The sequence below is a fragment of the Paraburkholderia sacchari genome, from assembly GCF_000785435.2.
Classification (GTDB): Bacteria; Pseudomonadota; Gammaproteobacteria; order Burkholderiales; family Burkholderiaceae; genus Paraburkholderia; species Paraburkholderia sacchari.
Genome location: NZ_JTDB02000004.1, coordinates 318911 through 338888, shown reverse-complemented (window position 1 = coordinate 338888; position 19978 = coordinate 318911). Strand labels below are relative to the sequence as shown.

General features: G+C 62.4%; 22 protein-coding genes. 13 read left to right on the top strand and 9 right to left on the bottom strand.

What is annotated here, in order from left to right; genetic code table 11:
* Positions 1–47 precede the first annotated feature (47 nt).
* From NH14_RS33200 to infA, 3 genes are all read left to right on the top strand, one after another.
* On the top strand, positions 48–272 hold the full coding sequence (locus NH14_RS33200) for a substrate-binding domain-containing protein (RefSeq protein ID WP_035525291.1): 225 nt from the start codon (positions 48–50) through the stop codon (positions 270–272).
* 204 nt (positions 273–476) lie between these two features.
* Positions 477–680, top strand: a complete 204-nt coding sequence (locus NH14_RS17090; protein ID WP_035525294.1) for a cold-shock protein — start codon at positions 477–479, stop codon at positions 678–680.
* A gap of 348 nt (positions 681–1028) precedes the next feature.
* The gene (gene infA, locus NH14_RS17085; RefSeq protein WP_035525296.1) at positions 1029–1295 is read left to right on the top strand and encodes a translation initiation factor IF-1; all 267 of its coding nucleotides are present in this window, start codon (positions 1029–1031) and stop codon (positions 1293–1295) included.
* A 98-nt stretch (positions 1296–1393) separates the two neighbouring features.
* Here the strand turns inward: infA and NH14_RS17080 are convergent, their stop codons facing one another.
* Together NH14_RS17080 and NH14_RS17075 are read right to left on the bottom strand one after the other, a co-directional pair.
* Positions 1394–1882, bottom strand: coding sequence for a YaiI/YqxD family protein (locus NH14_RS17080; protein ID WP_052147965.1), 489 nt, complete (start codon positions 1880–1882; stop codon positions 1394–1396).
* A gap of 109 nt (positions 1883–1991) precedes the next feature.
* Positions 1992–2405 carry a hypothetical protein gene (locus NH14_RS17075; protein WP_176329279.1) on the bottom strand — a complete coding sequence of 138 codons (414 nt, stop codon included), beginning with the start codon at positions 2403–2405 and terminating at the stop codon, positions 1992–1994.
* 154 nt (positions 2406–2559) lie between these two features.
* On the opposite strand from NH14_RS17075, the gene NH14_RS17070 reads away from it, so the two are divergent.
* On the top strand, positions 2560–3477 hold the full coding sequence (locus tag NH14_RS17070) for an NAD(P)-dependent oxidoreductase (protein WP_035525301.1): 918 nt from the start codon (positions 2560–2562) through the stop codon (positions 3475–3477).
* Positions 3478–3638: 161 nt separating this feature from the next.
* Positions 3639–4577 (top strand): LysR family transcriptional regulator, encoded by a 939-nt coding sequence (locus NH14_RS17065; RefSeq protein WP_035525304.1) that lies wholly within the window; start codon positions 3639–3641, stop codon positions 4575–4577.
* A 62-nt stretch (positions 4578–4639) separates the two neighbouring features.
* Here NH14_RS17065 and NH14_RS17060 read toward each other — a convergent pair whose 3' ends face one another.
* Complete coding sequence (locus NH14_RS17060; protein WP_035525307.1) at positions 4640–5428, bottom strand: COG4705 family protein; 789 nt, start codon at positions 5426–5428, stop codon at positions 4640–4642.
* A 298-nt stretch (positions 5429–5726) separates the two neighbouring features.
* On the opposite strand from NH14_RS17060, the gene NH14_RS17055 reads away from it, so the two are divergent.
* Positions 5727–6452 carry an ROK family protein gene (locus NH14_RS17055; RefSeq protein ID WP_052147997.1) on the top strand — a complete coding sequence of 242 codons (726 nt, stop codon included), beginning with the start codon at positions 5727–5729 and terminating at the stop codon, positions 6450–6452.
* A gap of 88 nt (positions 6453–6540) precedes the next feature.
* On the opposite strand, the gene NH14_RS17050 is transcribed toward NH14_RS17055, so the two are convergent.
* Positions 6541–7365, bottom strand: a complete 825-nt coding sequence (locus NH14_RS17050) for a hypothetical protein (protein ID WP_152617120.1) — start codon at positions 7363–7365, stop codon at positions 6541–6543.
* Positions 7366–7745: 380 nt separating this feature from the next.
* A complete protein-coding gene (locus NH14_RS17045) occupies positions 7746–8741 on the bottom strand; it encodes an aldo/keto reductase (protein WP_035525313.1) in 996 nt (331 codons plus the stop codon).
* Between the two features lie 18 nt (positions 8742–8759).
* On the opposite strand from NH14_RS17045, the gene NH14_RS17040 reads away from it, so the two are divergent.
* Complete coding sequence (locus NH14_RS17040; RefSeq protein ID WP_331253460.1) at positions 8760–9737, top strand: LysR family transcriptional regulator; 978 nt, start codon at positions 8760–8762, stop codon at positions 9735–9737.
* A 104-nt stretch (positions 9738–9841) separates the two neighbouring features.
* Here NH14_RS17040 and NH14_RS17035 read toward each other — a convergent pair whose 3' ends face one another.
* From NH14_RS17035 to hydA, 4 genes are all read right to left on the bottom strand, one after another.
* Complete coding sequence (locus NH14_RS17035) at positions 9842–10135, bottom strand: hypothetical protein (protein ID WP_035525316.1); 294 nt, start codon at positions 10133–10135, stop codon at positions 9842–9844.
* Between the two features lie 203 nt (positions 10136–10338).
* Positions 10339–10566 carry a hypothetical protein gene (locus NH14_RS17030; protein WP_035525319.1) on the bottom strand — a complete coding sequence of 76 codons (228 nt, stop codon included), beginning with the start codon at positions 10564–10566 and terminating at the stop codon, positions 10339–10341.
* A gap of 205 nt (positions 10567–10771) precedes the next feature.
* Positions 10772–12229 carry an NCS1 family nucleobase:cation symporter-1 gene (locus NH14_RS17025; RefSeq protein WP_202031681.1) on the bottom strand — a complete coding sequence of 486 codons (1458 nt, stop codon included), beginning with the start codon at positions 12227–12229 and terminating at the stop codon, positions 10772–10774.
* 112 nt (positions 12230–12341) lie between these two features.
* Entirely contained in the window at positions 12342–13766 is a 1425-nt protein-coding gene (gene hydA, locus NH14_RS17020; RefSeq protein ID WP_035525322.1) for a dihydropyrimidinase, read from the bottom strand.
* Positions 13767–13979: 213 nt separating this feature from the next.
* Between hydA and NH14_RS17015 the strand changes: the two genes are divergently transcribed.
* The 6 genes from NH14_RS17015 (at position 13980) to NH14_RS16990 (ending at position 19925) form a co-directional block, all read left to right on the top strand.
* Positions 13980–14723 (top strand): GntR family transcriptional regulator, encoded by a 744-nt coding sequence (locus NH14_RS17015; RefSeq protein ID WP_084225350.1) that lies wholly within the window; start codon positions 13980–13982, stop codon positions 14721–14723.
* Positions 14724–15243: 520 nt separating this feature from the next.
* The gene (locus tag NH14_RS17010) at positions 15244–16269 is read left to right on the top strand and encodes an acetamidase/formamidase family protein (RefSeq protein WP_035525325.1); all 1026 of its coding nucleotides are present in this window, start codon (positions 15244–15246) and stop codon (positions 16267–16269) included.
* A gap of 70 nt (positions 16270–16339) precedes the next feature.
* On the top strand, positions 16340–16567 hold the full coding sequence (locus NH14_RS17005) for a XapX domain-containing protein (protein WP_035525327.1): 228 nt from the start codon (positions 16340–16342) through the stop codon (positions 16565–16567).
* A 14-nt stretch (positions 16568–16581) separates the two neighbouring features.
* Positions 16582–16773 carry a XapX domain-containing protein gene (locus tag NH14_RS17000; protein ID WP_035525667.1) on the top strand — a complete coding sequence of 64 codons (192 nt, stop codon included), beginning with the start codon at positions 16582–16584 and terminating at the stop codon, positions 16771–16773.
* 173 nt (positions 16774–16946) lie between these two features.
* Complete coding sequence (locus tag NH14_RS16995; protein WP_407947157.1) at positions 16947–19238, top strand: acetamidase/formamidase family protein; 2292 nt, start codon at positions 16947–16949, stop codon at positions 19236–19238.
* An 84-nt stretch (positions 19239–19322) separates the two neighbouring features.
* On the top strand, positions 19323–19925 hold the full coding sequence (locus NH14_RS16990; RefSeq protein WP_035525329.1) for a glutathione S-transferase family protein: 603 nt from the start codon (positions 19323–19325) through the stop codon (positions 19923–19925).
* Positions 19926–19978 lie beyond the last annotated feature (53 nt).

Here is a 19978-nt window from a genome sequence, read left to right as displayed (position 1 = left end):
ACACTCAGGAAAACCCGCAGCACCCGGTCGGCCCACGCTCGAACGAAGTGCCGTCGCGCGTGGCCATTGGCGGCTTCAACGATCTGGCGGGCGGCTCCGATTGCGTGCCGCGCCTGACCACGGTTCGTACGCCAAGAGTGGAAATGGGACGCGTGGCGGCCAATCTGCTGCTCGCCATGATCGATCGCGAACCGATTGCCAGGCGCGCTGTCGATCTCGGTTTCGAGCTGCTGGTACGGAAAAGCGCGTGGGCAAGATACGGCGAGGTTTGATTCGGGGAGCAAAACCAGGCAAGAAAGCACTTGACTTGGCACCGCGTACCGCGTACTGTCATGCTCCAAAATGTCCAAAATGCTTGATTGCTCATCATTTGCCGCTTATCGGCGGCTCTCGTTGACCTCTCCTTTTTGATTTTTTTATTCGCCCCTTCTTTTTTTGGGGCGGGCAACTTTATTCGTCTGTTTAAGGAATATCTAGTGGAAACTGGTACCGTCAAGTGGTTTAACGACACCAAGGGCTTTGGCTTCATCACCCCGGACAAGGGCGGCGACGACCTGTTCGCACACTTCTCGGAAGTGCGCAGCACGGGCTTCAAGACCCTGGCTGAAGGCCAGAAGGTCAGCTACGAAACCAAGCGCGGCCCGAAGGGTCTCCAGGCTTCGAACATCACCCCGCAGTAACGCTTTCGGGTCGCGTCCGCCCGTTGGGGTGGACGCGATTCTCCCGTCTTGCAGCGGCATTCGCATGCCGCTGCATGTCACTGTTGTCCGTTGTAGTCAGCTGCATTTCTTGCATTTCCGCTTCCGCCGCGCCCGCAAGTCAAAGGTGCGGATGATGTCCATGGCGAGCCCGGTCTTCGCGCACGCTACTCGATATCAGCCAGCTGGCACTCCGTTTCCGACGCATTCGCAACACGCGCCGGACAACGCTCAACATCACCCCGCGTGCAAACGCTGCAATTGCAATGATCGGCGCCCTTCGCCCGTGTTTTGCATCGAAGCGGCATCACGCTTTCTGGAGGCATTGATTTGGCAAAAGAAGAACTGCTGGAACTGGACGGGATCGTCGACGAAGTGCTGCCGGACAGCAAATACCGCGTCACGCTCGAGAACGGCGTGGTGGTGAACGCATATGCATCGGGTCGCATGCGCAAGAACCACATTCGCATTCTTGCCGGTGACCGGGTCACGCTCGAGTTGTCGGTCTACGATCTCACGAAAGGACGGATCAACTTCCGTCACAAGGACGAGCGCGCACCTTCTGGAGCGCAATACGCAGGTATGCGCCGCCGCTAAGCGCGCGAGGGCCCCAAACGCACGCCCGGCTGGCATACGGCGTGGCGCTGCGTTTGAACAGCGGCCCATTCAATGAAATTCACGGAAACGCCCGGATATCAATTGGCCTCGCGCGGCGGCGTTTCATTACGGGCGTGGTTACGTGCATGGCGCGCGAGGAACCGGTCGAGTTCGCCCGCGAACGCCTTGCTGTCGCGCGTGCTGAACGGCGCCGGACCGCCGGTATCGATACCTGCATTGCGCAGCTGGTCCATTACATCGCGCATCGTCAAGCGCTCCTGAATATTTTCGCGCGTGAACCAGTTTCCACGCGGATCGAGCGCATGGCCGCCCCGCTCCAGTACCGCGGCGGCAAGCGGAATGTCCGCGGTAATCACCAGATCCCCCGATGCGACGAGTTCGACAATGCGGGCATCGGCTGCGTCGAAACCCGCCGGCACCTGAATCGATTTGATAAAGGGCGATGGCGGCGTGCGCAAATATTGATTGGCAACCAGCGTCACCACGACTTCGGCGCGGCGCGCGGCCCGAAACAACATGTCCTTGATCACGGCAGGACACGCATCAGCGTCGACCAGCACTTGCATGCGGATAATCCCCTTTCAGAATACGGCGATTATATGTTCAGCGATGTCTTGCATGAACGGCACGCAATTGCCGATGACGCGCTTCGCACCTCATTGTGCAATCAATCGTCTAGCGGCCGCCGGTAGTAATCGGGCCATCGGCTTCCACGCGCCCTGCCGCACTCGCCGGACCACCAACGTTGATCGGGCCCCGCGCCTCGAGATCGCCATGCACGATCAGCGGACCATGCACAGTAAGCGGACCATAAAACGTGTTGGCGCCCTGGCGTCTGTCCACGGCTGGATCGCCGGGCGCGATCCGCTCGACCCGGGCTGCATTGATGGGCCCGACGGCGTGGATGTCGCCAGCCACCGTGAGCGGGCCGTCGACGGTCAATGGCCCTCGCACGACGAGCGACCCGGTGATGCTGAGCGGCCCCGTGGCCACAGGCTCGGCATACGCCGCCGAAGCGATGCACATGGAAGACGCGAGCAGCATCGCGCGTGCCGCTGCGCGCCGCGTGGATCTCGATGCAGTACCCATTTCCCACCTCGCGATGAAGCGTTTCACGTTACCGGTGCGTTGGAGCAACTCGCGCGCCCGACGACGGGCCGGTTACCGGTAAAGAAGAACGCCATCAGTCCCGCCTGCGATAGCTGAGATAATGAGCCCCCTTCTGCCATCCCAGGGAGCCATTGTGAGCCAAACCACAACCTCGACCCCGCCCAACCCAGTGCGCCGCGTCGCGTTTCTGGGCCTCGGCGTGATGGGCTATCCGATGGCCGGTCATCTCGCGAAGGCCGGGCTCGACGTCACCGTCTACAACCGCACCGCGGCAAAGGCCGAGCAATGGGTCGCGGAACATGGCGGGCGCGCGGCCGCGACGCCGCGCGAAGCAGCCCAGGGCGCCGAACTCGTGTTCGCATGCGTCGGCAACGACGACGACCTGCGCAGCATCGTGCTCGGTCCGGACGGCGCATTCGCGGGCATGGCGCGCGACACCGTGTTCGTCGACCATACGACCGCCTCGGCCAACGTGGCGCGCGAACTGTCGGCCAGCGCCGCGCAGTTCGGCCTGCATTTCATCGACGCGCCGGTGTCGGGCGGCCAGTCGGGCGCGCAAAACGGCAAGCTCACGATCATGTGCGGCGGCGATGCCGCGAGCTTTGCGCGCGTGGAGCCCACGCTTGCCCATTACGCGGTGGCCGTCACGCTGATCGGCGCGGCGGGCGCGGGGCAGCTCGCTAAGATGGTCAATCAGATCGCGGTGGCCGGCCTCGTTCAGGCGCTCTCCGAGGCGATCAACTTCGGCGAGCGCGCGGGCCTCGACATGGCGCTCGTGCTCGACGTGATCGGCAAGGGCGCGGCGGCGAGCTGGCAGATGAACAACCGCGGCCAGACGATGATGGCGGGCAAGTTCGACCATGGCTTTGCCGTCGACTGGATGCGCAAGGATCTCGGCGTGTGCCTGGACGAAGCGAAGCGCAACGGCGCGGCGCTGCCGGTCACCGCGCTCGTCGACCAGTTCTACGGCGATGTGCAGCGCCTCGGCGGCAGCCGCTTCGATACGTCCAGCCTGATCTGGCGCCTGCGCAAGCTCGACGGCGGCGCATGATGCACAGGCGCGCGGCTGCTTGCACCGCCGCGCTGACCGCGAAGCTTCGACTTCCGATTGTTTCCTGACGCGAACAATCCCCGTCGATGACAATAAAAAGTGCGCACGCTCGGTGCTATCATCGGCGGCATTTCCCGATCTGGAAGGCAGGATCCGCTTTCATGGATACGCAGAAGGTCGAAGCGCTCTGGATGCATCTGCACTGGCTGAATGTGCTTGCGGCGCAGGGCAGCTACACGGCGGCCGCCGCGCGCCTCGGCGTGAGCAAGGCCGCGATGAGCCAGCGCATTGCCGAACTCGAGCGCGTAGCCGGCGTGGCGCTCGTGCAGCGCACCACGCGCAGCGTGCGCTTCACCGAAGCGGGGCAGCGTCTCGTGGAAGAGACGCGTGAGGAATTCGAGCGCATTGCCACCAGCTTCGCGAGCGTGCGCGAAATGGCCGAGGTGCCGCGCGGCACTGTGCGCGTCACTGCGCCGGTCGCTTTCTCGCGCCAGCAACTCGTCCCGCGCCTCGCGCACTTTTCGCGGGAGAACCCCGAGGTGCGCGTGCAACTGGAACTCTCCGACCGGCTCACTTCGATTGCGAGCGAAGGCTTCGACCTCGCGATCCGCCATAGCGCGCAGGTTCCGGAAACGCATGTGGCGTGGAAGCTGTGCGACATCCGCTCGGTGATTGCCGCAACGCCCACCTATCTGAAGAAGCACGGCATTCCGAAAACGCCCGCAGATCTCGCGACGCACGACTGCCTCTATTACCCGCGCACCGTAGGTTCGGGCGTGTGGTCGTTCGAAAAAACGGGACGCCGCGCCGTGCAGTCGCGCGTGAGCGTGACCGTGAACGGCCCACTCGCGGCCAATAACAGCGAGGCCTTGCGCGATGCCGCGCTGGAGCATCTCGGCATCGTGCTGTTGCCGGATTTCAGCGCGCAATCCGCGTTGCAGGCGCGCAAGCTCGTGGTGCTGCTCCCCGACTGGCGGCCGGTGGGATTCGCCGCGCAGTTGTATGTGGTGCGCCCTTACGGCGTGCACGTGCCGAGAGCCGTCACGCGCTTTATCGAATTTCTTCGGCAATCGTTCGAGGGCGGCTTCCCGCTCGAATGAGCGGGTCGTGCGCGGTCGTACGATATGCGTCGCACGACCGCGTTACCTCGAAACCGCGCTCACTACTTTGCCGATACGCGGCGCGCCGCGCGTTGCGGGATCAGCATGATGCAAACCGTCATGAACGCAAACAGAATGCCCGAGGCGTAGAACCGGCTTACCTCGAAACCACCCTGCGCAATCGGCTTGTCGAGCAAGTCGCCGAGCGTCGCGCCGAGCGGGCGCGTCAGCGCGAATGCCGCCCAGAACAGCGTCGTGCGCGAAACGCGGCGGGACAGCCAGAGCAGTCCAACCACAACGAGCCCCGCACCGAAGATAGCGGCGCCCGTTTCGTAGCCCAGCCCGAGGCCGCCCCGGTCCTCGCCGGCCACCCAATCGCCGAGCGCGGTGCCCAGTGTTTGCGAGAACAGGATCGTGGTCCAGTAGAACCACTCCACGCGCACCGTTGCCACGCTCTCGATCGAGACTGTCCCTTCCACGCGGTACCAGATTGCCAGGCTCGCGGCGAGCAGAATAACGATGATGGTCACGCCGCCGGGGTAGCCGAGACCGAGCGAGCGGTCGCAGAAGTCGGCTAGCGTCGTGCCCAACGTGGTGGTGGCCACGATCGTGGCCCAATACAGTGACGCATGGAATTGTTTCGCGCGCACCTGCGCCGAAACCAGCACCACGAAGGCCGCGAAAAAGATCAGCGTGCCGACGAGATAACCGAGGTTCAGCGACATCGTGACCCAATCACCCCCGGTCTCGCCGAGCGTGGTTGCGGCAATCTTGACAGTCCAGAACCCGAGCGTGAGTTCGGGAACCTTGCTAAGCGCGTGCTCTGCCACGCCCTTGGCGGTGGAATTCATAGGCAGCTCTCCTGAGTGAATAGTGCCCGATTCTATTCAGCCCAGGCTTAACTCCGCCTTAACGACCAGCGGATGCATGCCATCGGCCGTGCAAACGGCGCCATGCTACGCTGCGCACAATGAGGGCTCGACCGAAGCATGGTTGCATCGGGCGAGCGAAGCAATGACATCGCACCGGGCGTGCGATCGCATGTGATCATTGGAGAGCTGAATAGTGACCGGCACAAAAAGCAAGTCGAAAAGCACGTCGAAAAACGTACAATCGCGCACGAAGCATGCCGCGCCCGCATCGCCGCGCATCGAAAACATACTCGCCATCGACATAGGCGGCACCGGCCTGAAGGCGGCGATCGTCGATGCGGACGGCCAGATGCGCACCGAACGCGTGCGCGTGGCGACGCCGCATCCTTGCCCGCCAGCGCTGCTCGTCGACACGCTCGATGCGCTCGTCAAGCCGTTGGTCGAGCAGTATCCGCCCACGCACGTGTCGATAGGCTTTCCCGGTTTCGTGCGCGACAATCGCGTATTCACGGCGCCGCATCTCGGCGTGCAAGGCTGGAGCGACGTGCCGCTCGCGCAAATGCTTGGCGAGCGCCTGGGCAATCCCTCGGTGCGCATGATCAACGATGCGGAAATGCAGGGCCTCGCCGCCATCGAAGGCAACGGCCTCGAATTCGTCCTCACGCTCGGCACGGGCGTGGGCACCGCGATGTTCCGCGACGGTGAATTGATGCCGCATCTCGAACTCGCGCATCATCCGGTCAGCAAAAAACACGCATACGACGAATATATCGGCGATACCGCGCGCCGCAAGGTCGGCAACAAGCGGTGGAACGAGCGCATCGAGAAAGTTATCGGCATTCTCGAATCGCTCGTGCATTACGACAAGCTGTGGATTGGCGGCGGCAATGCGGCGCGGCTCACTTTCGATCTGCCGCCGAACGTGGCAACCGTTCCGAACGAACGCGGCATTGAAGGCGGCGCGCGGTTGTGGCATCCACGCTCCATACGAGAAGCGCGTTGACAAAGCGCATTTGCAATCGGTCGCGATGCTCCTTACAAAGGATGACTGATTATTTTTACATGCGCCCAAAGACAGCGCGAAGAAAAATTTACTGACTATCCAGGCTAGGATCGAATTCCCGTTCGCCCTTTGCGCTTTGCTCGGCCATCGCGCGCGAGAGCAAGCCCCTCGCCTCGCTGCTCGACGCGTCGACGGTCAATGCACGGCCGGCGTTGCGCCAGGCGCATACCCAGTCGGCCTGGCGCGCGCACAGCCGGGCGCTGCCCAGCAGCAAGTCACGATCTTGCTCGCGGGCACGCAGCTCGGATTGCAATTGCAGCGCCTCGCCGTTGCCGGGCTGCTCGGCTAGCACGCTCATGATGGATCTGCGAGCGGGGCCGAGATTGCTCTTATCGAGGCTCGCCCGCGCGCCGGCAAGATTGCGCGAGACGTCGGCGCGCAAGCTCGCATCGCGCTTCATGGCGACGGCGCGCTCGTCGCGAAGACTCCTGAGCGATGCCGCGCCCCGAGGCGCGGGTTCCGTACGTTCGGTATGTGAAGGGACTTCGTGACGAGGCGGCGACACCGGCGCGGCTGGGGGCGGCGGCGGCGCGGTCTGCGCGGACGGCATGGGCACGGCCACTGGAGACGGCATGGGCGCGGGCGATGTGGCAACACTGGGAGATACGTTCGCGGATACATTTGCCGATACGTTCGCGGGCTCATTGGTGGCCACAGTCGCGGATTCCTGCGGCATGCCCGCCACGGTCCCCTGGGCCACCTGAGTCTCGGCGGACCCTTCCCCTCCATTGCGATGCGAGAGTATGTAGCCTGCGAAAACGGACACGAACACAGCCACCGTGGCGAACGCATAGAGATACGATCGCCTGTGGTGGCCCTCGTGGTCCTCATAGGGGCGCTGATCGGCCCGCATCGGCTCGCGAGGCGACGCGCCCTGCTGGCTCGCGCCGCAATGAGGGCAAAAATTTAGCGGCCCGGCAAGCCTGGCCCCACAACTGGAACACTGCCGCGGGCCAGCGTTGCCGGAGCCTGGCTCTTTACGCATAGGAAAGTTGCGCCGTGAATCGGCGCATAGCGGTCGAAAAATTCATATTGAATATGAACTACTTCGCCGCGAAGATCAACCAGCGGTCTGGCGCTAACATCGATGTGTAATGTCCCCCTTTAGATACAGGGGACAGAAATATTCGCCAGCGCCAGGCGCTACCGGCGTCATTCATCATGTTGCGCCAGCAACATTAGGATTCCTTTTAATGAACGACGCCCCGGCTGCTCCCGTTCAGGACGAATGCGTCAATTCTGCGCCATCTTCTCGAACACCTCCGGGTAGCGTCCGCCAGAGATATGCTCGGGTGAGAAGATGGCTTCGAGCCGCGCGCATTCGTCCGCGCTCAATCGAATATCGGCGGCGCTGGCATTCTGCTCCAGATGCGCAATGCGCTTGGCTCCCGGGATTGGCACGATGTCGTCGCCTTGCGCCAGTACCCAGGCAAGCGCAAGCTGGGCCGCCGTCACCCCTTTCTCGAGCGCGATGGCCTCGACAGCCGCAACGAGCTTGCGATTCGCCTCGATATGGCCGGGCTGGAAACGCGGCAGGCTGCGGCGAAAGTCCTGCTCGCCCAGCGCCGCGAGCGACGCTACCGTGCCCGTCAGGAAGCCGCGCCCGAGCGGGCTGAACGGCACAAAGCCAACCTCGAGCTCGCGGCAAGCCGCCAGCACGCCATTGCGCTCGACATCGCGTGTCCAGAGCGAATATTCGCTTTGGAGCGCCGTGATCGGGTGGACCGCATGCGCCCGCCGCAAGGTCTCGGCGGAAACTTCGGACAAGCCGATTGCGCGCACCTTGCCTTGTGCGACCAGGTCCGCCATCGCGCCCACGGTTTCTTCGATGGGCACGGCCGGATCGACACGATGCAGGTAATACAGGTCGATCACATCTGCTTGCAAACGCTTGAGCGATGCCTCCGCCACCGCCCTGGCATTTTCCGGGCGGCCATCGGTACCGGTTATCTCGCCAAAATCGTCACGATCGTGACGATACGTAAAGCCGAATTTCGTCGCGATCACCACTTTGTCGCGATACGGCTTGAGTGCGCGCCCCAGCAGGATTTCGTTGCGATGCGGACCGTACACCTCGGCGGTGTCGAAAAAGCTCACCCCGAGATCGATCGCCCGGTGCAACGTATCGGTCGATGCTGCTTCGTCCTGCACCCCGTAGGCCTGACTGAGCCCCATGCAACCGAGGCCAATGGCGGAAATATCGAATTGTCCAAGTCTGCGCTTCTGCATCTTTCTCTCCTTTCGCGAATGTCCCGGGATGCAGCTATCGTAGTCGCCGATCGATCATTCGATAATATGTGCGGATTCGATTGCCCCAATCTATTTAATAGAACAATGGACCGGACACAGCTTTCGCAACTCACCGTATTCGTGACCGTTTCGCAGCTTGGAAGCTTTCGCGCGGCGGCCGATCACCTTGGCATTGCGCCTTCGGCAGTCAGTCATGCAGTCTCGACGCTGGAAGCCAGCCTGGGCGTCAGGCTGCTGGCGCGCACGACCCGCTCGACGCGCCCCACCGAGGAAGGCCAACGATTGCTCGACCGGGTTGGCGCGCCGCTTTCGGACATCGCAGCGGGATTGGCCGAGGCCGCCGAGCAGCGCGCAACCCCTACCGGGCCACTGCGAATCACGATGCCGCTGCTGGCCGCGGAAGAATTGATCGTGCCCCGCCTGCGCGCCTTCAGCACGCGCTATCCGCAGATCGAACTAGACATTCGCGCCTCCGACCTGTTCGAGGACATCGTGGAAAGCGGTTGTGATGCGGGGTTGAGATTGGGCGAAAGCCTCCAGGCGGACATGATCGCGGTGCGCGCGAGTGGCCCTCGCCGGAGTCTGATCGTTGCGACGCCTTTCTATTTTGAAAGCCATCCGAAACCGACACACCCTCGCGATCTGGCCGATCACCAATGCATCCGCCGACGCTTCGAAAGCGGGCGCATTTACCGCTGGGAACTGGAAAAAGACGGACGCCCGATCAGCGTGGAGGTGAAGGGCAATTTGATCCTGCCTCAACAGACCCTGATGCGGCAGGCCGCGCTCGACGGTTTGGGACTCGCGTTTCTCTTCGAGGAAGCGATTGCCGAGGACCTTCGTGCCGGACGTCTGATTCCGGTCATGCAGGAATGGTGTCCGCAATTCGACGGCTTCTATATCTATTACCCCTCGCGCCGGCAAATGCGCCCGGCGCTGCGAGCCTTCATCGAGTTCTTCCGGTATCGGGAGTGACAGCGCGATTCAAGGAAGCCCGATCTCGAACAGTCACAGAAAATAAAATCGCCCACGCCAGGAAACCATCCTGCCGTGGGCGATTTTATGTTGCTGCTCCGGCTTTATTGGGTCGGCACGCCGTTGCGTGCTGCCGCAACCTTTTCGTCGCGAACCTTGGCGGCCGCCGCCTTCTTCGATTCAAAGACCTTCTTCGCGGCACCGACCTTCTTGTCGTATTCCCTGTTGGCGGCGGCAATCTGCGCACGCATCTGGACAATCGCGTCGGTATTCGCGGGTTGTGCGGCGTTGGCCGCCGGTTGCGCAGTGTTGGCTGCGGGCTCGGTCGTCGTCTGTGCGTAAGCCGTCGACGCGATGGCTGCGGTACCCACCAGCATTGCTGCAATGAATCGTTTCATGCGCTTCTCCAGATTTCCGTTACGGTGAATGTTTCGGCTTTCGGTTCAATAAGTGCGCGTGTTTCGTTTTTCGCAACCCATCATCCGCTGACCTCAACGATTCAAGCATACCGGGATTGAAGCGCCACAGCCCGCTATGTGGACAGACGCCGGAGCCGCCTGGATAAACGCTTGTTCGTGCTCAATTCTCGCCCTCGTACTAATTAATCGTCGTCTTCGACGTCGGGCTCATTCAGATCGATTTCCAGAACCCGGCAGACATCGCGTACGAACTCATTCATGGCAGCGAGGCATTCGGGACTATGCGGCGGAAAGTCCTCGGGATTCTTCTTGCCCTGAGCCCGCCGGATCACGCGAATGCTGGCCTCCAGTGCCCGTGCTTCGGCCCAGATCGAATAATTCTCGGGAGGTTCAGGTGGTTCGCATGCCATGTCTGGATTGTCGGCAACGGCCGCACGAACTTTAGTGCCCAATCCATTAAGGACCGGAATTTAATTCAATTTACTTTCTGAATGCTTTAATAAACCATTCGTCGGCTGATTCAACCCCGGTCTTTACGCCCTGATGTTCAGGATGCAGGGCGGCGGCACGGGTTCGTAACCGGCCCGACCCGCCCCACATTCATTGCGCACACCGTTACTCCAGCGCGCCCACCCCGGCATTGGCGCGCGCGCCCGCTCCGCCCATCGCCGCAAAGTACGCCACGCCCGCCGCCACGAATCCAATCGGCCATGCAAACGCCGCAATCGCGGAGAGTGCGGGCAGCAGCGCAACCGCAACCGCCGCGCACGCCGTCGGCACGAACACGGCCATTGCCTTCGGATTGAAACCGTTGCGATAGAAGTACTCGCCATTTTCGTCCGAGCGATACAGGTCCTCGAGCTTGACCACGCCGCGACGAATCAGGAAATAGTCGGCGGCCATGATGCCGAACAGCGGCCCGAGGAACGCGCCGAGTCCGCCGAGGAAGTAATTCACGACCACCGGGTTCGAATACAGATTCCAGGGCATGACCACGAGCGCCAGCACCGCGCTGATGATGCCGCCGCGACGGAACGTGATGCGCTTGGGCCACACGTTGGCGAGGTCATAGGCGGGCGACACGAAGTTGAGCACGACGTTCACGCCGATAGTCGCCACGATGAACATCAGCGCGCCCACCACCAGCACGAACGTGTTCGGCACGCGGGCGAGTATCAATGCGGGGTCGGTGATGGCTTTGCCGAACACCACCACGGTGCCCACCGTCATGGTGATGCTGATGGCGGCGAACGCCGCGAAATTGATCGGGATTCCCCAGAAATTCCCGACGATCACGGCGCGCTCGGATTTCGCGAAGCGCGTGAAGTCGCAATAGTTGAGCAGCATGGTCGCGTAGGTGGAGACCAGCAGGAACGCGCCGGTCAGAATGCCCTGCACCACGCCGCTGCCCGACAAGGGCTTGACCGAGAGATTCATCGGCAGGTGCCAGTCGGCCATCGCGAAGAGCCACACGGCCATCGTCAGCATCACGACCCACACGATCGGCCCAGCCCAGTCCTGGAAGCGGCGCACCGCTTCCATGCCGCGCGTGATGACGAGCAGTTGCATGACCCAGAGCGACACGAAGCAGATCCAGCCCAGATACGAGAGGCCGAGCAGGCTCTGATCCTCAAGGTGCTGCAAGCCGGGATTGATGCGCAACAGCAGCACGACCACCGCTGTCGAAGCTAGATAGGTCTGAATGCCGTACCAGCAAATGGCAATGATTGCACGAATCAACGCGGGCACGTTGGCGCCCCAGATGCCGAAGCTGAGTCGCGCCATCACAGGAAACGGCACCCCGGTCTGCTGCCCCATGCGTCCTGCCCAGTTCATGCCAAAAAACAGAATGCCAGTGCCGATCAAAATAGAAGCGAGCACTTGCCACCCCGTCATGCCGAGCACAAATAAACCCGCCACGAACGTATAGGTCCCGATGTTGTGAATCGCCGACATCCAGACCGCGAAGAAGCTATAGGACGTCCACTTACGCTCGGTGGCGGGCGCGAGGTCGTCGTTATATAGCCGGCCCGTCGGGTCCAGCGTGGCTAGTTTACTGTTCTGTCCTTCCACAATGTTCTCTCCTCGCATAATTCCGCCGTTCACATTAGTTCAACGAATTGTTTGTGGGTTTTTAGTGAAACGGCGGGCACTCCATGAATGGAATCACCACAACCACAACGCTTTAGTCGCGCACGCCTTGAGGCCCGATCGTAGGCTTCCCGCAACGCAGGAAGCGGCCCCGCCCGCGGCGCGGATGGAACTCGCCATCCCACACCACCGCCCCGCCAATCAGCGTTACGTCGGGCCAGGCGAGCAGCGTCTGCCCTTCATAAGGCGTGTAGTCGACGGCGTGATGCAGGTCCGCATTGCGCAGCACGAATTCGCGCTCGCCCCAAATCACGAGATCGGCGTCGCTGCCTATTGCGATCGTGCCTTTGCGCGGGTGCAGGCCGTAGGTCTTGGCCGGATTGGTAGACGTTAGTTCCACGAAGCGGTTCAGCGTCATGCGTCCCGCCAGCACGCCCTCGGAATAGAGCAGTGGCATGCGCGTCTCCACGCCGGGAATGCCGTTCGGAATGTGGCTGAACGAGACTTCGTCCCCACCGGGCTTTTTGCCTTCGGGCGCGTCGTAGTTGAACGGCGCGTGGTCCGAACTGAAAAGCGTAAAGAGCCCATCGTTCAGGCCATCCCAGATCACTTCCTGGTTGGCCTTGTCGCGCGGCGGCGGGCTGCAGACGCATTTCGCGCCCTGATAGTTGTCGTCGATGCCGAGATCGGCGGCGGTCAGAAACAGGTATTGCGGGCAGGTTTCGGCATAGACCTTGAGGCCGCGCGAGCGCGCCCAGCGAATCTGCTCGACCGCTTCGCGCCCCGAGACGTGCACGATCAGCACCGGCACGTCCACCAGTTCGGCAAGCGAAATGGCCCGATGCGTGGCCTCGCGTTCCACCAGCAGCGGGCGCGCATGAGCATGAAAGCGCGGCGCTTTGCGGCCCGCGGCTTCGAGCCGCTTCGTCAGCCATTCGATGCAATCGGCGTTCTCCGCGTGAACCATGGCCATCGCGCCGTATTCGCGGGCAACGTCCAGCACGTCGAGGATCTGGCCATCGTCGAGCTTCAGATCCTCATAGGTCATGTAGATCTTGAACGAAGTGTAGCCCTCGGCGATCAGCGCCGGCAGCTCTTCTTCCAGCACCTTTGGCGTGGGATCGCTCACGATCAGGTGGAACGCATAGTCGACGTGCGCCTTGCCTTCGGCGCGGCCGTGATAGTCGTCCACGGCGGCGCGCAACGACTGCCCTTTCTCCTGCGCGGCGAACGGAATCACGGTGGTGGTGCCGCCGCACGCCGCTGCGCGTGTGCCGGTGTCGAAGTCGTCGGCCATGCGAAGCGGCGGCGCCATCGGCTGATCGAAATGGCAGTGCGCGTCCACACCGCCCGGCGTCACCACGCGCCCCGCCGCATCGATCTCGCGCGCGCCCGCCGGCAAACCCATGCCCAGCTGAACGATGCGTCCGCCCGCAATGCCGATGTCGGCCATGAAGGTGTCGCTGGCCGTTGCGACACGCGCATTGCGGATAACCAGATCTAGCGCCGAATCTGTCACCTGAAATCTCCCGACTTAAAAATTGTCTTATGAATCAATGACAAGCAGGACGTCTACGTTGTCGACATAATAGTCAACAATCGTGTTTACAAAACTAGTGTTTACATGAATGTCGACAATCCGCCAGTCGGCCGGTATGCTGATTCCGGGCGCTGTGCAGCGTTGCTGGCGCGCCCGCAACACCGCATATGAGAGGCCATTGCCGTGCCTGCAATCGACGAACTTGCCACGCCCCCTGCCGGGAAAGCCGCCCCACGCAAACGCAAATCCGCTGCGCCGGCGCGCGCGCCACTGGAGCTCAGCCAGGACGAGATCTACGAGCGCATTTACGCCGCGATCCTCGAACACCGGCTGCACCCGGGCACCAAACTCGCGGAAGAGCGCCTGGCCGAAATCTTCAACGCAAGCCGCGGACGCATTCGCGAAGTGCTGGCGAGGCTCGCGCATGAGCAGGTGGTCGAACTGATTCCGCAGAAAGGGGCGTTTGTCGCGCGCCCCTCCATCGAGCAGGCGCTGGACGTTTTCGAGGCGCGCCGCCTGATCGAGCCCGCGATCATGCGGCGGCTCGTTGAGACCTTGACGGCCGAAAAGCTCAAGCGCCTGCGCGAGCACGAAGCACTCGAAGCCGATGCGCGCAAGCGCGAGGACAAGCGCGCCGTGATCCGGCTCTCAGGCGAGTTTCATTCCCTCGCGGCGGATCTCGCCGGCAATTCGGCGCTTGCCCGCACCATGCGCGAGCTCTCGGTTCTCACCGTCCTCATGATCTTTCTCTACGACGCGCCCACGGCAACCTGCTGCCGCGCCGACGAGCACTCGCATATCGTCGACGCCATCGCAAAGCGCGACACAGCGCGCGCCGAGCGTTTGATGCTCGAGCACCTGGACCACATTCAGGGCAGCATGAAGCTCGAATCGGCGAGCGAGCAGGTCGATCTCGAAGAGATCTTCAGAAGCTGACGAGCGGGCCGCAAGTCACCGCGCCTGCGGCGGGCCGCGCAACTGGTTGCGTCCGCATCTTGTTTGCGTCGATCGACGCCGCGCTCATGAAGTATCAATAACGCGCACACATTCCGCGCGAACGCGTGCATTTTCTCGCCTGCAACCCCTCCGATTACAACGACCTTAACGCAACCTGCATGCTGTCATGCATGCAGATGGCGCGCATGCTCGTGCCGACCCCGCATTGAAGTGAGCATTTCATACTGCATTTCCAGCGGGTTTACGCTAGTTCGCGAGAACACAAGCGATTGGGGCGCATCGCCCTAGGTCGCGGGAATCTGAAATACCTAATATCAAGTCACCGCGAGACATCAAGTCAAACGGCAAGGCACCGAGCGATTCCCACGAGTCATGGATGGCCACGATCAATGAAGTGGCTGTTCATCAGCATTGCACCTGGCCTTACACCGCTTCACACACGACCGTTCAGCCATGCACGGTCGTTGGACGCGGCTACCCATAAATCAAGGAGACAACCATGCTGCATGATCTGCCCGCCCGTCCCGAGACCGTTCACTGGGGCTATTTCGACGCCTGCAAAGCACCGGCCCTGACCGTGAAAAGCGGCGACATCATTCGCGCCGAAGCGATCACCCACCACGCCGGCGATGCACCGAACCTGATGATGGACGACGCCGTGCGTGAGATCTTTACGAAGATTCCGCACGAAGACCGCAATCCGGGCGTACACATCATGACGGGCCCGATTTACATCGAGGACGCCAAACCCGGAGACGTGCTCGAAGTGCGCTACCTGCAAATGATTCCGCGCTTTCGCTATGGCGCGAATGCCGCCGCGCACTGGGGCCAGTTGTACCGCGAATTCAACAAAGAACGCATCACCATCTACGAACTCGACACCGCGTCGAACACCGCGCACGCCCTGTACGCTTACGACTATCCGGACAAAATGACGGTCCCCGGCAAGATCGTCGATGAACGCGAATGCTGCCGCCAGCCGGCGCTTGCGGGCGTGCGCGTTCCGGTGCGCCCCCATCTGGGCACTGCGGGTGTGGCGCCCGACAAGGCAGGCCGCGTCTCGACTGTGGAGCCGGGCCTGCACGGCGGCAACATCGACAACTGGCGCATTGGCGCGGGCGCAACCATGTATTACCCGGTTGCGGTGGACGGCGCGCTGTTCTCGATCGGCGACCCGCACATCTCGCAGGGCGACGGCGAAATCAGCGGCACCGCGATCGAGGCTTCATTAAATGTGCTTTTCCAGGTAGTCCTGAGAAAAGATTTCCACTTCCCCTCGCCGCTGCTCGAAACGCCGGACTGCTGGGTCGTGCATGGTTTCCATGAAGATCTCGACGAGGCCGGCAAGAACGCGGCGCGCGACATGATCCATCTGCTGACCGAGCAACAAGGCCTCTCGCGCGACGACGCCTATTCGCTCATGAGCGTTACTGCCGACTTCGGCGTCACGCAGGTGGTCGACGGCACCCAGGGCATTCACTGCACGATGCCCCGCGCGATCTTCCCGCCGAAGACCAAGGGCTAATAACCCAAAGCCAAGGTCGGACGCCCAGACAACGCAAGCGAACCGAAGCAAACTAGCGAGAGGAATTCACATGCACTATGTCTACGTGGGGCGCAATGAACTGGTTGCGCTCGTAGTTGGTCTCGTCACCGGCACGCTGTATTCGTGGCTCGATCTGCCCATTCCAGCACCCAACGTCACCGGGGGCATTTGCGCCATTCTCTTCACCTACCTCGGCTACCTGATCGTGAATGCGTGGCGCAAAAGTGTCAGTTTCGGTCGTCCGCCAGCAAGCGGATCGATCGCGGCCGATTCATGATCAAGGGGAATGACATGGTTGAAATCATGCTCGGTCAAACTGAAATTCAGGCCGCAGCCGTTGGCCTGGTGACGGGGGTTGTTTACACTGCGGTACGGGCTCCGATACCTGCGCCCAATGTGCTCGGCGGCATCTTCGCGATCGTCGGCACATTCGCGGGCTTCGTCCTGGTGGCGGCCATGCGAGGGCAGCTGCATTTCGGCTAGCCGCCACAGCGGCTCAACGCATGTGCTGAATCGAAGTCAGGCGGGCCCGGCCGGCGGGTCCGCCGTCACACTGCCGCATGCCAATGCCAGGGAGACAGGCCTTGCGTCAATCGCACTTTTCCACGGAAGCCTGGCCGCAGCCCGGCCGTGCCGCCGCGTGGCGAGCCGAGCTTATGATCGCGCGGCTCTCCTGCCAGAATCTGTGCGCCGACCACACACTGCATGGCACGGTTCAATCGAGAACCACCAGCGCCGGCATCGAACTCGCGTGCATCTCTTCAGTGCCGCAATCGGTTGCCGTGGCCGCGGCCAAGGACCGGGGCCTCGTGCTGCTGATGCTGCTCGAAGGCGAGGCAGGACTCGCCACCACGGGCGCGAGCGACAGCCTGCGCGCGAATGAAATTGTCTGCGTGCCCGCGGGCGCGCACGCAGAGTTGTCGCTCGCCACTGCGTTTCGCCTGCTTACCGTTCACATCGGCCCCGCGCTGCTCGCCGCGCGCGTAGCCGCGCCGCTGCCCACCGAAGCGATCAAGCTCACGGGCGATGCGGGGCTGCTCTTCGCGAGAATGCTGTGCGCTGCCGCCGATACATTCGAAACCGTCGTGTCCGCCGACCCCAAGGCCTTGCAGCCCATCGACAGCACGATCACCGAATTTCTCGCGACCGCCCTGAACGCGAGCCAGCCACCCGATCTCGCGGGGCTCACGCAGTCGCGCACGGCCATCTTCGCACGCATCTGCGAACGCGTGGATGCGCGGCTGGCCGAACCCGGCTTGAGCGTGGCCTCCATCGCGGCGGACGAGCACGTTTCCGCGCGCTACCTGCAAAAACTGTTCGAAAAGTCGGGCACGAATTTTTCGGTCTATCTGCGCACGCGGCGGCTCGAACGTTGCCGGACCGATCTCGCGAATCCGCTCTACAGCAAGCTCACGGTTTCGGACATCTGTTATCGGTGGGGCTTTAACGATCCCTCGTATTTCAGCCACGCGTTCCGGCAGCAGTTCGGCATCTCGCCCAGCTCTTATCGCGACCAGATGATGCCCGCGCCGGCCAAGGTCGTCGCGCAGCGCATCTCGCGCGGCCGGCCTGAACACGTGCGGATCCAGCCCATTGCGCGCGACCAGTTGCCGGCCAACGACGGCACCGCTCCGACGAGCGCGCCGGGCCACCCCGGGCATGTTTCGCGCTGGGGCCATGCCACCGACAGCTTCGGACGCCGCCATCACCGGCTCAACGCCACCGACAAGACGGTCCATTGGGGCTATCTGAGCCGCGACTTGCCGGCGGTGCTCGAAGTCGAGTCGGGCGACAAGGTGACGATCGAAACACTCACACAGCACGCATCGGACGACTGGGAGCGCATGATCGAAGGCGATGCCGGCGCGCAAAGCGTGTTCCATTGGACCGCGGAGAAAAAGAACGTCGACCGCCGCGGCGCAGGCCCGCTCGATGCATCGATCTATGGACGCGGCGCGGGCGAAGGATTCGGCGTCCATATCTGCACGGGGCCGGTGGCCGTGCGCAACGCCATGCCTGGCGACGTGCTCGAAGTGAAGATTCTCGACATCCGCCCGCGCATGAGCGCGAACCCGTGCTTTCACGGCAAGGCCTTCGGCAGCAACGCCGCAACGTGGTGGGGTTTTCATTACCGCGACCTGCTCACGGAACCGCGCGAGCGCGAAGTCGTGACCATCTTCGAGATCGACTGCGAACGCTCCGACGGCAAGGCGCGCGCGCTCTACAACTTCCGCTGGACGCCGCAACGCGACCCGTCTGGCGTGCTGCATCCGACCATCGACTATCCCGGCGTGCCAGTCGACCATTCCACGATCGAGAAAAATTACGATGTCCTGAGCAATATAGAAATCCCGGTGCGCCCGCATTTCGGCGTGATTGCGGTGGCGCCCGCGCAGGACGGATTGATCGACTCGATTCCGCCATCGAGCTTCGCGGGCAATCTGGACAACTGGCGCGTGACGCGCGGCGCCAGCGTGTTTCTGCGCGTGGCCGTGCCGGGTGCGTTGTTCTCGATTGGCGACCCGCACGCGTCCCAGGGCGACTCCGAGCTGTGCGGCACCGCCATCGAATGCTCGCTGACCGGCGACTTTCAACTGGTGCTGCACAAGAACGGCGAGATCGACCCGAACGCGCCCTTCGCCGATTTGACCTACCCGCTCGTTGAAACCGCAAACGAGTGGATCCTTCACGGCTTCAGTTCTCCGAATCATTTAACGGAGTTCGGGCAAAAGGCGCAGAGCCACATCTACATGAAGTCCACGCTCGACGAAGCCATGCGCGACGCGTTTCGCAAAGCGCGCCGCTTTCTCATGTCCGTCAAGAAACTCGGCGAGGACGAGGCCGTCACGCTCATTTCGGTTGCCGTCGACTTTGGCATCACGCAGGTGGTCAACGGCAACTGGGGCGTGCACGCGATTATCAGGAAGTCGTTGTTTGCGGGTGCGTGATTTGTTGCGTTGCCCTGGAACGCAACAAACCGCGCCTTCCGGTACCATTCCGGTTTCCGTCCTGTCCCGCCCCGGAGATAAACCGTGATTACACTTTTTCATGCTCCGCATTCGCGCTCGTCGCGCATGATTTTCCTGCTTGAAGAACTGGGCGCGCCGTATCAAATCAAGTCCGTCGATATTCGACGGGGCAACGGTACAGGCGCCGTTGACGCGGCCAATCCGCATCCTCACGGCAAGGTGCCGGTCATCGAGGACGAGGGCTCGGTGGTGTTCGAAAGCGCCGCTATTGCCTGCTATCTCACGGACAAATTCCCGCACGCGGGCATCGGCCCGGTGGTGGGCTCGCCGTTGCGCGGCGCTTATCTGACCTGGCTGGCCTATTACGCAGGCGTGATGGAACCCGCGTGGGTGGGCAAGTTCATGGGCATCACGCCGCCGCGCGGCACTGCGGGCTGGGTCGAGCCCGACGAAGTCATGGTGCATGTCAATCGCACGCTGCAAAACGGCCCGTATTTGCTGGGCGAATCTTTTTCCGCCGCCGATATTCTGGTCGCCACCACCTTCGCGCTATTCATGGGCAGCCCGCTACTCGAACGCACCGGGCTGCTGGAAAATTACGTCCAGCGCGTCACCAGCCGCCCTGCTTTCGCGCGTGCACAGGCCCGCGAGAATGCGCTGACTTAAACACACAAGCACATGAGCGCTCAAGACAAGGGATCGCCTTGCCTCGAGCGCAT

Bases quoted from the DNA above. Each gene is read 5' to 3' on its own strand.
- NH14_RS17080 (WP_052147965.1), bottom strand. From the start codon at position 1,882: ATGCAAGTGCTGGTCGACGCTGATGCGTGTCCTGCCGTGATCAAGGAC.
- NH14_RS17075 (WP_176329279.1), bottom strand. From the start codon at position 2,405: ATGGGTACTGCATCGAGATCCACGCGGCGCGCAGCGGCACGCGCGATG.
- NH14_RS17065 (WP_035525304.1), top strand. From the start codon at position 3,639: ATGGATACGCAGAAGGTCGAAGCGCTCTGGATGCATCTGCACTGGCTG.
- NH14_RS17060 (WP_035525307.1), bottom strand. From the start codon at position 5,428: ATGAATTCCACCGCCAAGGGCGTGGCAGAGCACGCGCTTAGCAAGGTT.
- NH14_RS17050 (WP_152617120.1), bottom strand. From the start codon at position 7,365: ATGCGGGCCGATCAGCGCCCCTATGAGGACCACGAGGGCCACCACAGG.
- NH14_RS17045 (WP_035525313.1), bottom strand. From the start codon at position 8,741: ATGCAGAAGCGCAGACTTGGACAATTCGATATTTCCGCCATTGGCCTC.
- NH14_RS17040 (WP_331253460.1), top strand. From the start codon at position 8,760: ATGTCCCGGGATGCAGCTATCGTAGTCGCCGATCGATCATTCGATAAT.
- NH14_RS17035 (WP_035525316.1), bottom strand. From the start codon at position 10,135: ATGAAACGATTCATTGCAGCAATGCTGGTGGGTACCGCAGCCATCGCG.
- NH14_RS17030 (WP_035525319.1), bottom strand. From the start codon at position 10,566: ATGGCATGCGAACCACCTGAACCTCCCGAGAATTATTCGATCTGGGCC.
- NH14_RS17010 (WP_035525325.1), top strand. From the start codon at position 15,244: ATGCTGCATGATCTGCCCGCCCGTCCCGAGACCGTTCACTGGGGCTAT.
- NH14_RS17005 (WP_035525327.1), top strand. From the start codon at position 16,340: ATGCACTATGTCTACGTGGGGCGCAATGAACTGGTTGCGCTCGTAGTT.
- NH14_RS17000 (WP_035525667.1), top strand. From the start codon at position 16,582: ATGGTTGAAATCATGCTCGGTCAAACTGAAATTCAGGCCGCAGCCGTT.
- NH14_RS16995 (WP_407947157.1), top strand. From the start codon at position 16,947: ATGATCGCGCGGCTCTCCTGCCAGAATCTGTGCGCCGACCACACACTG.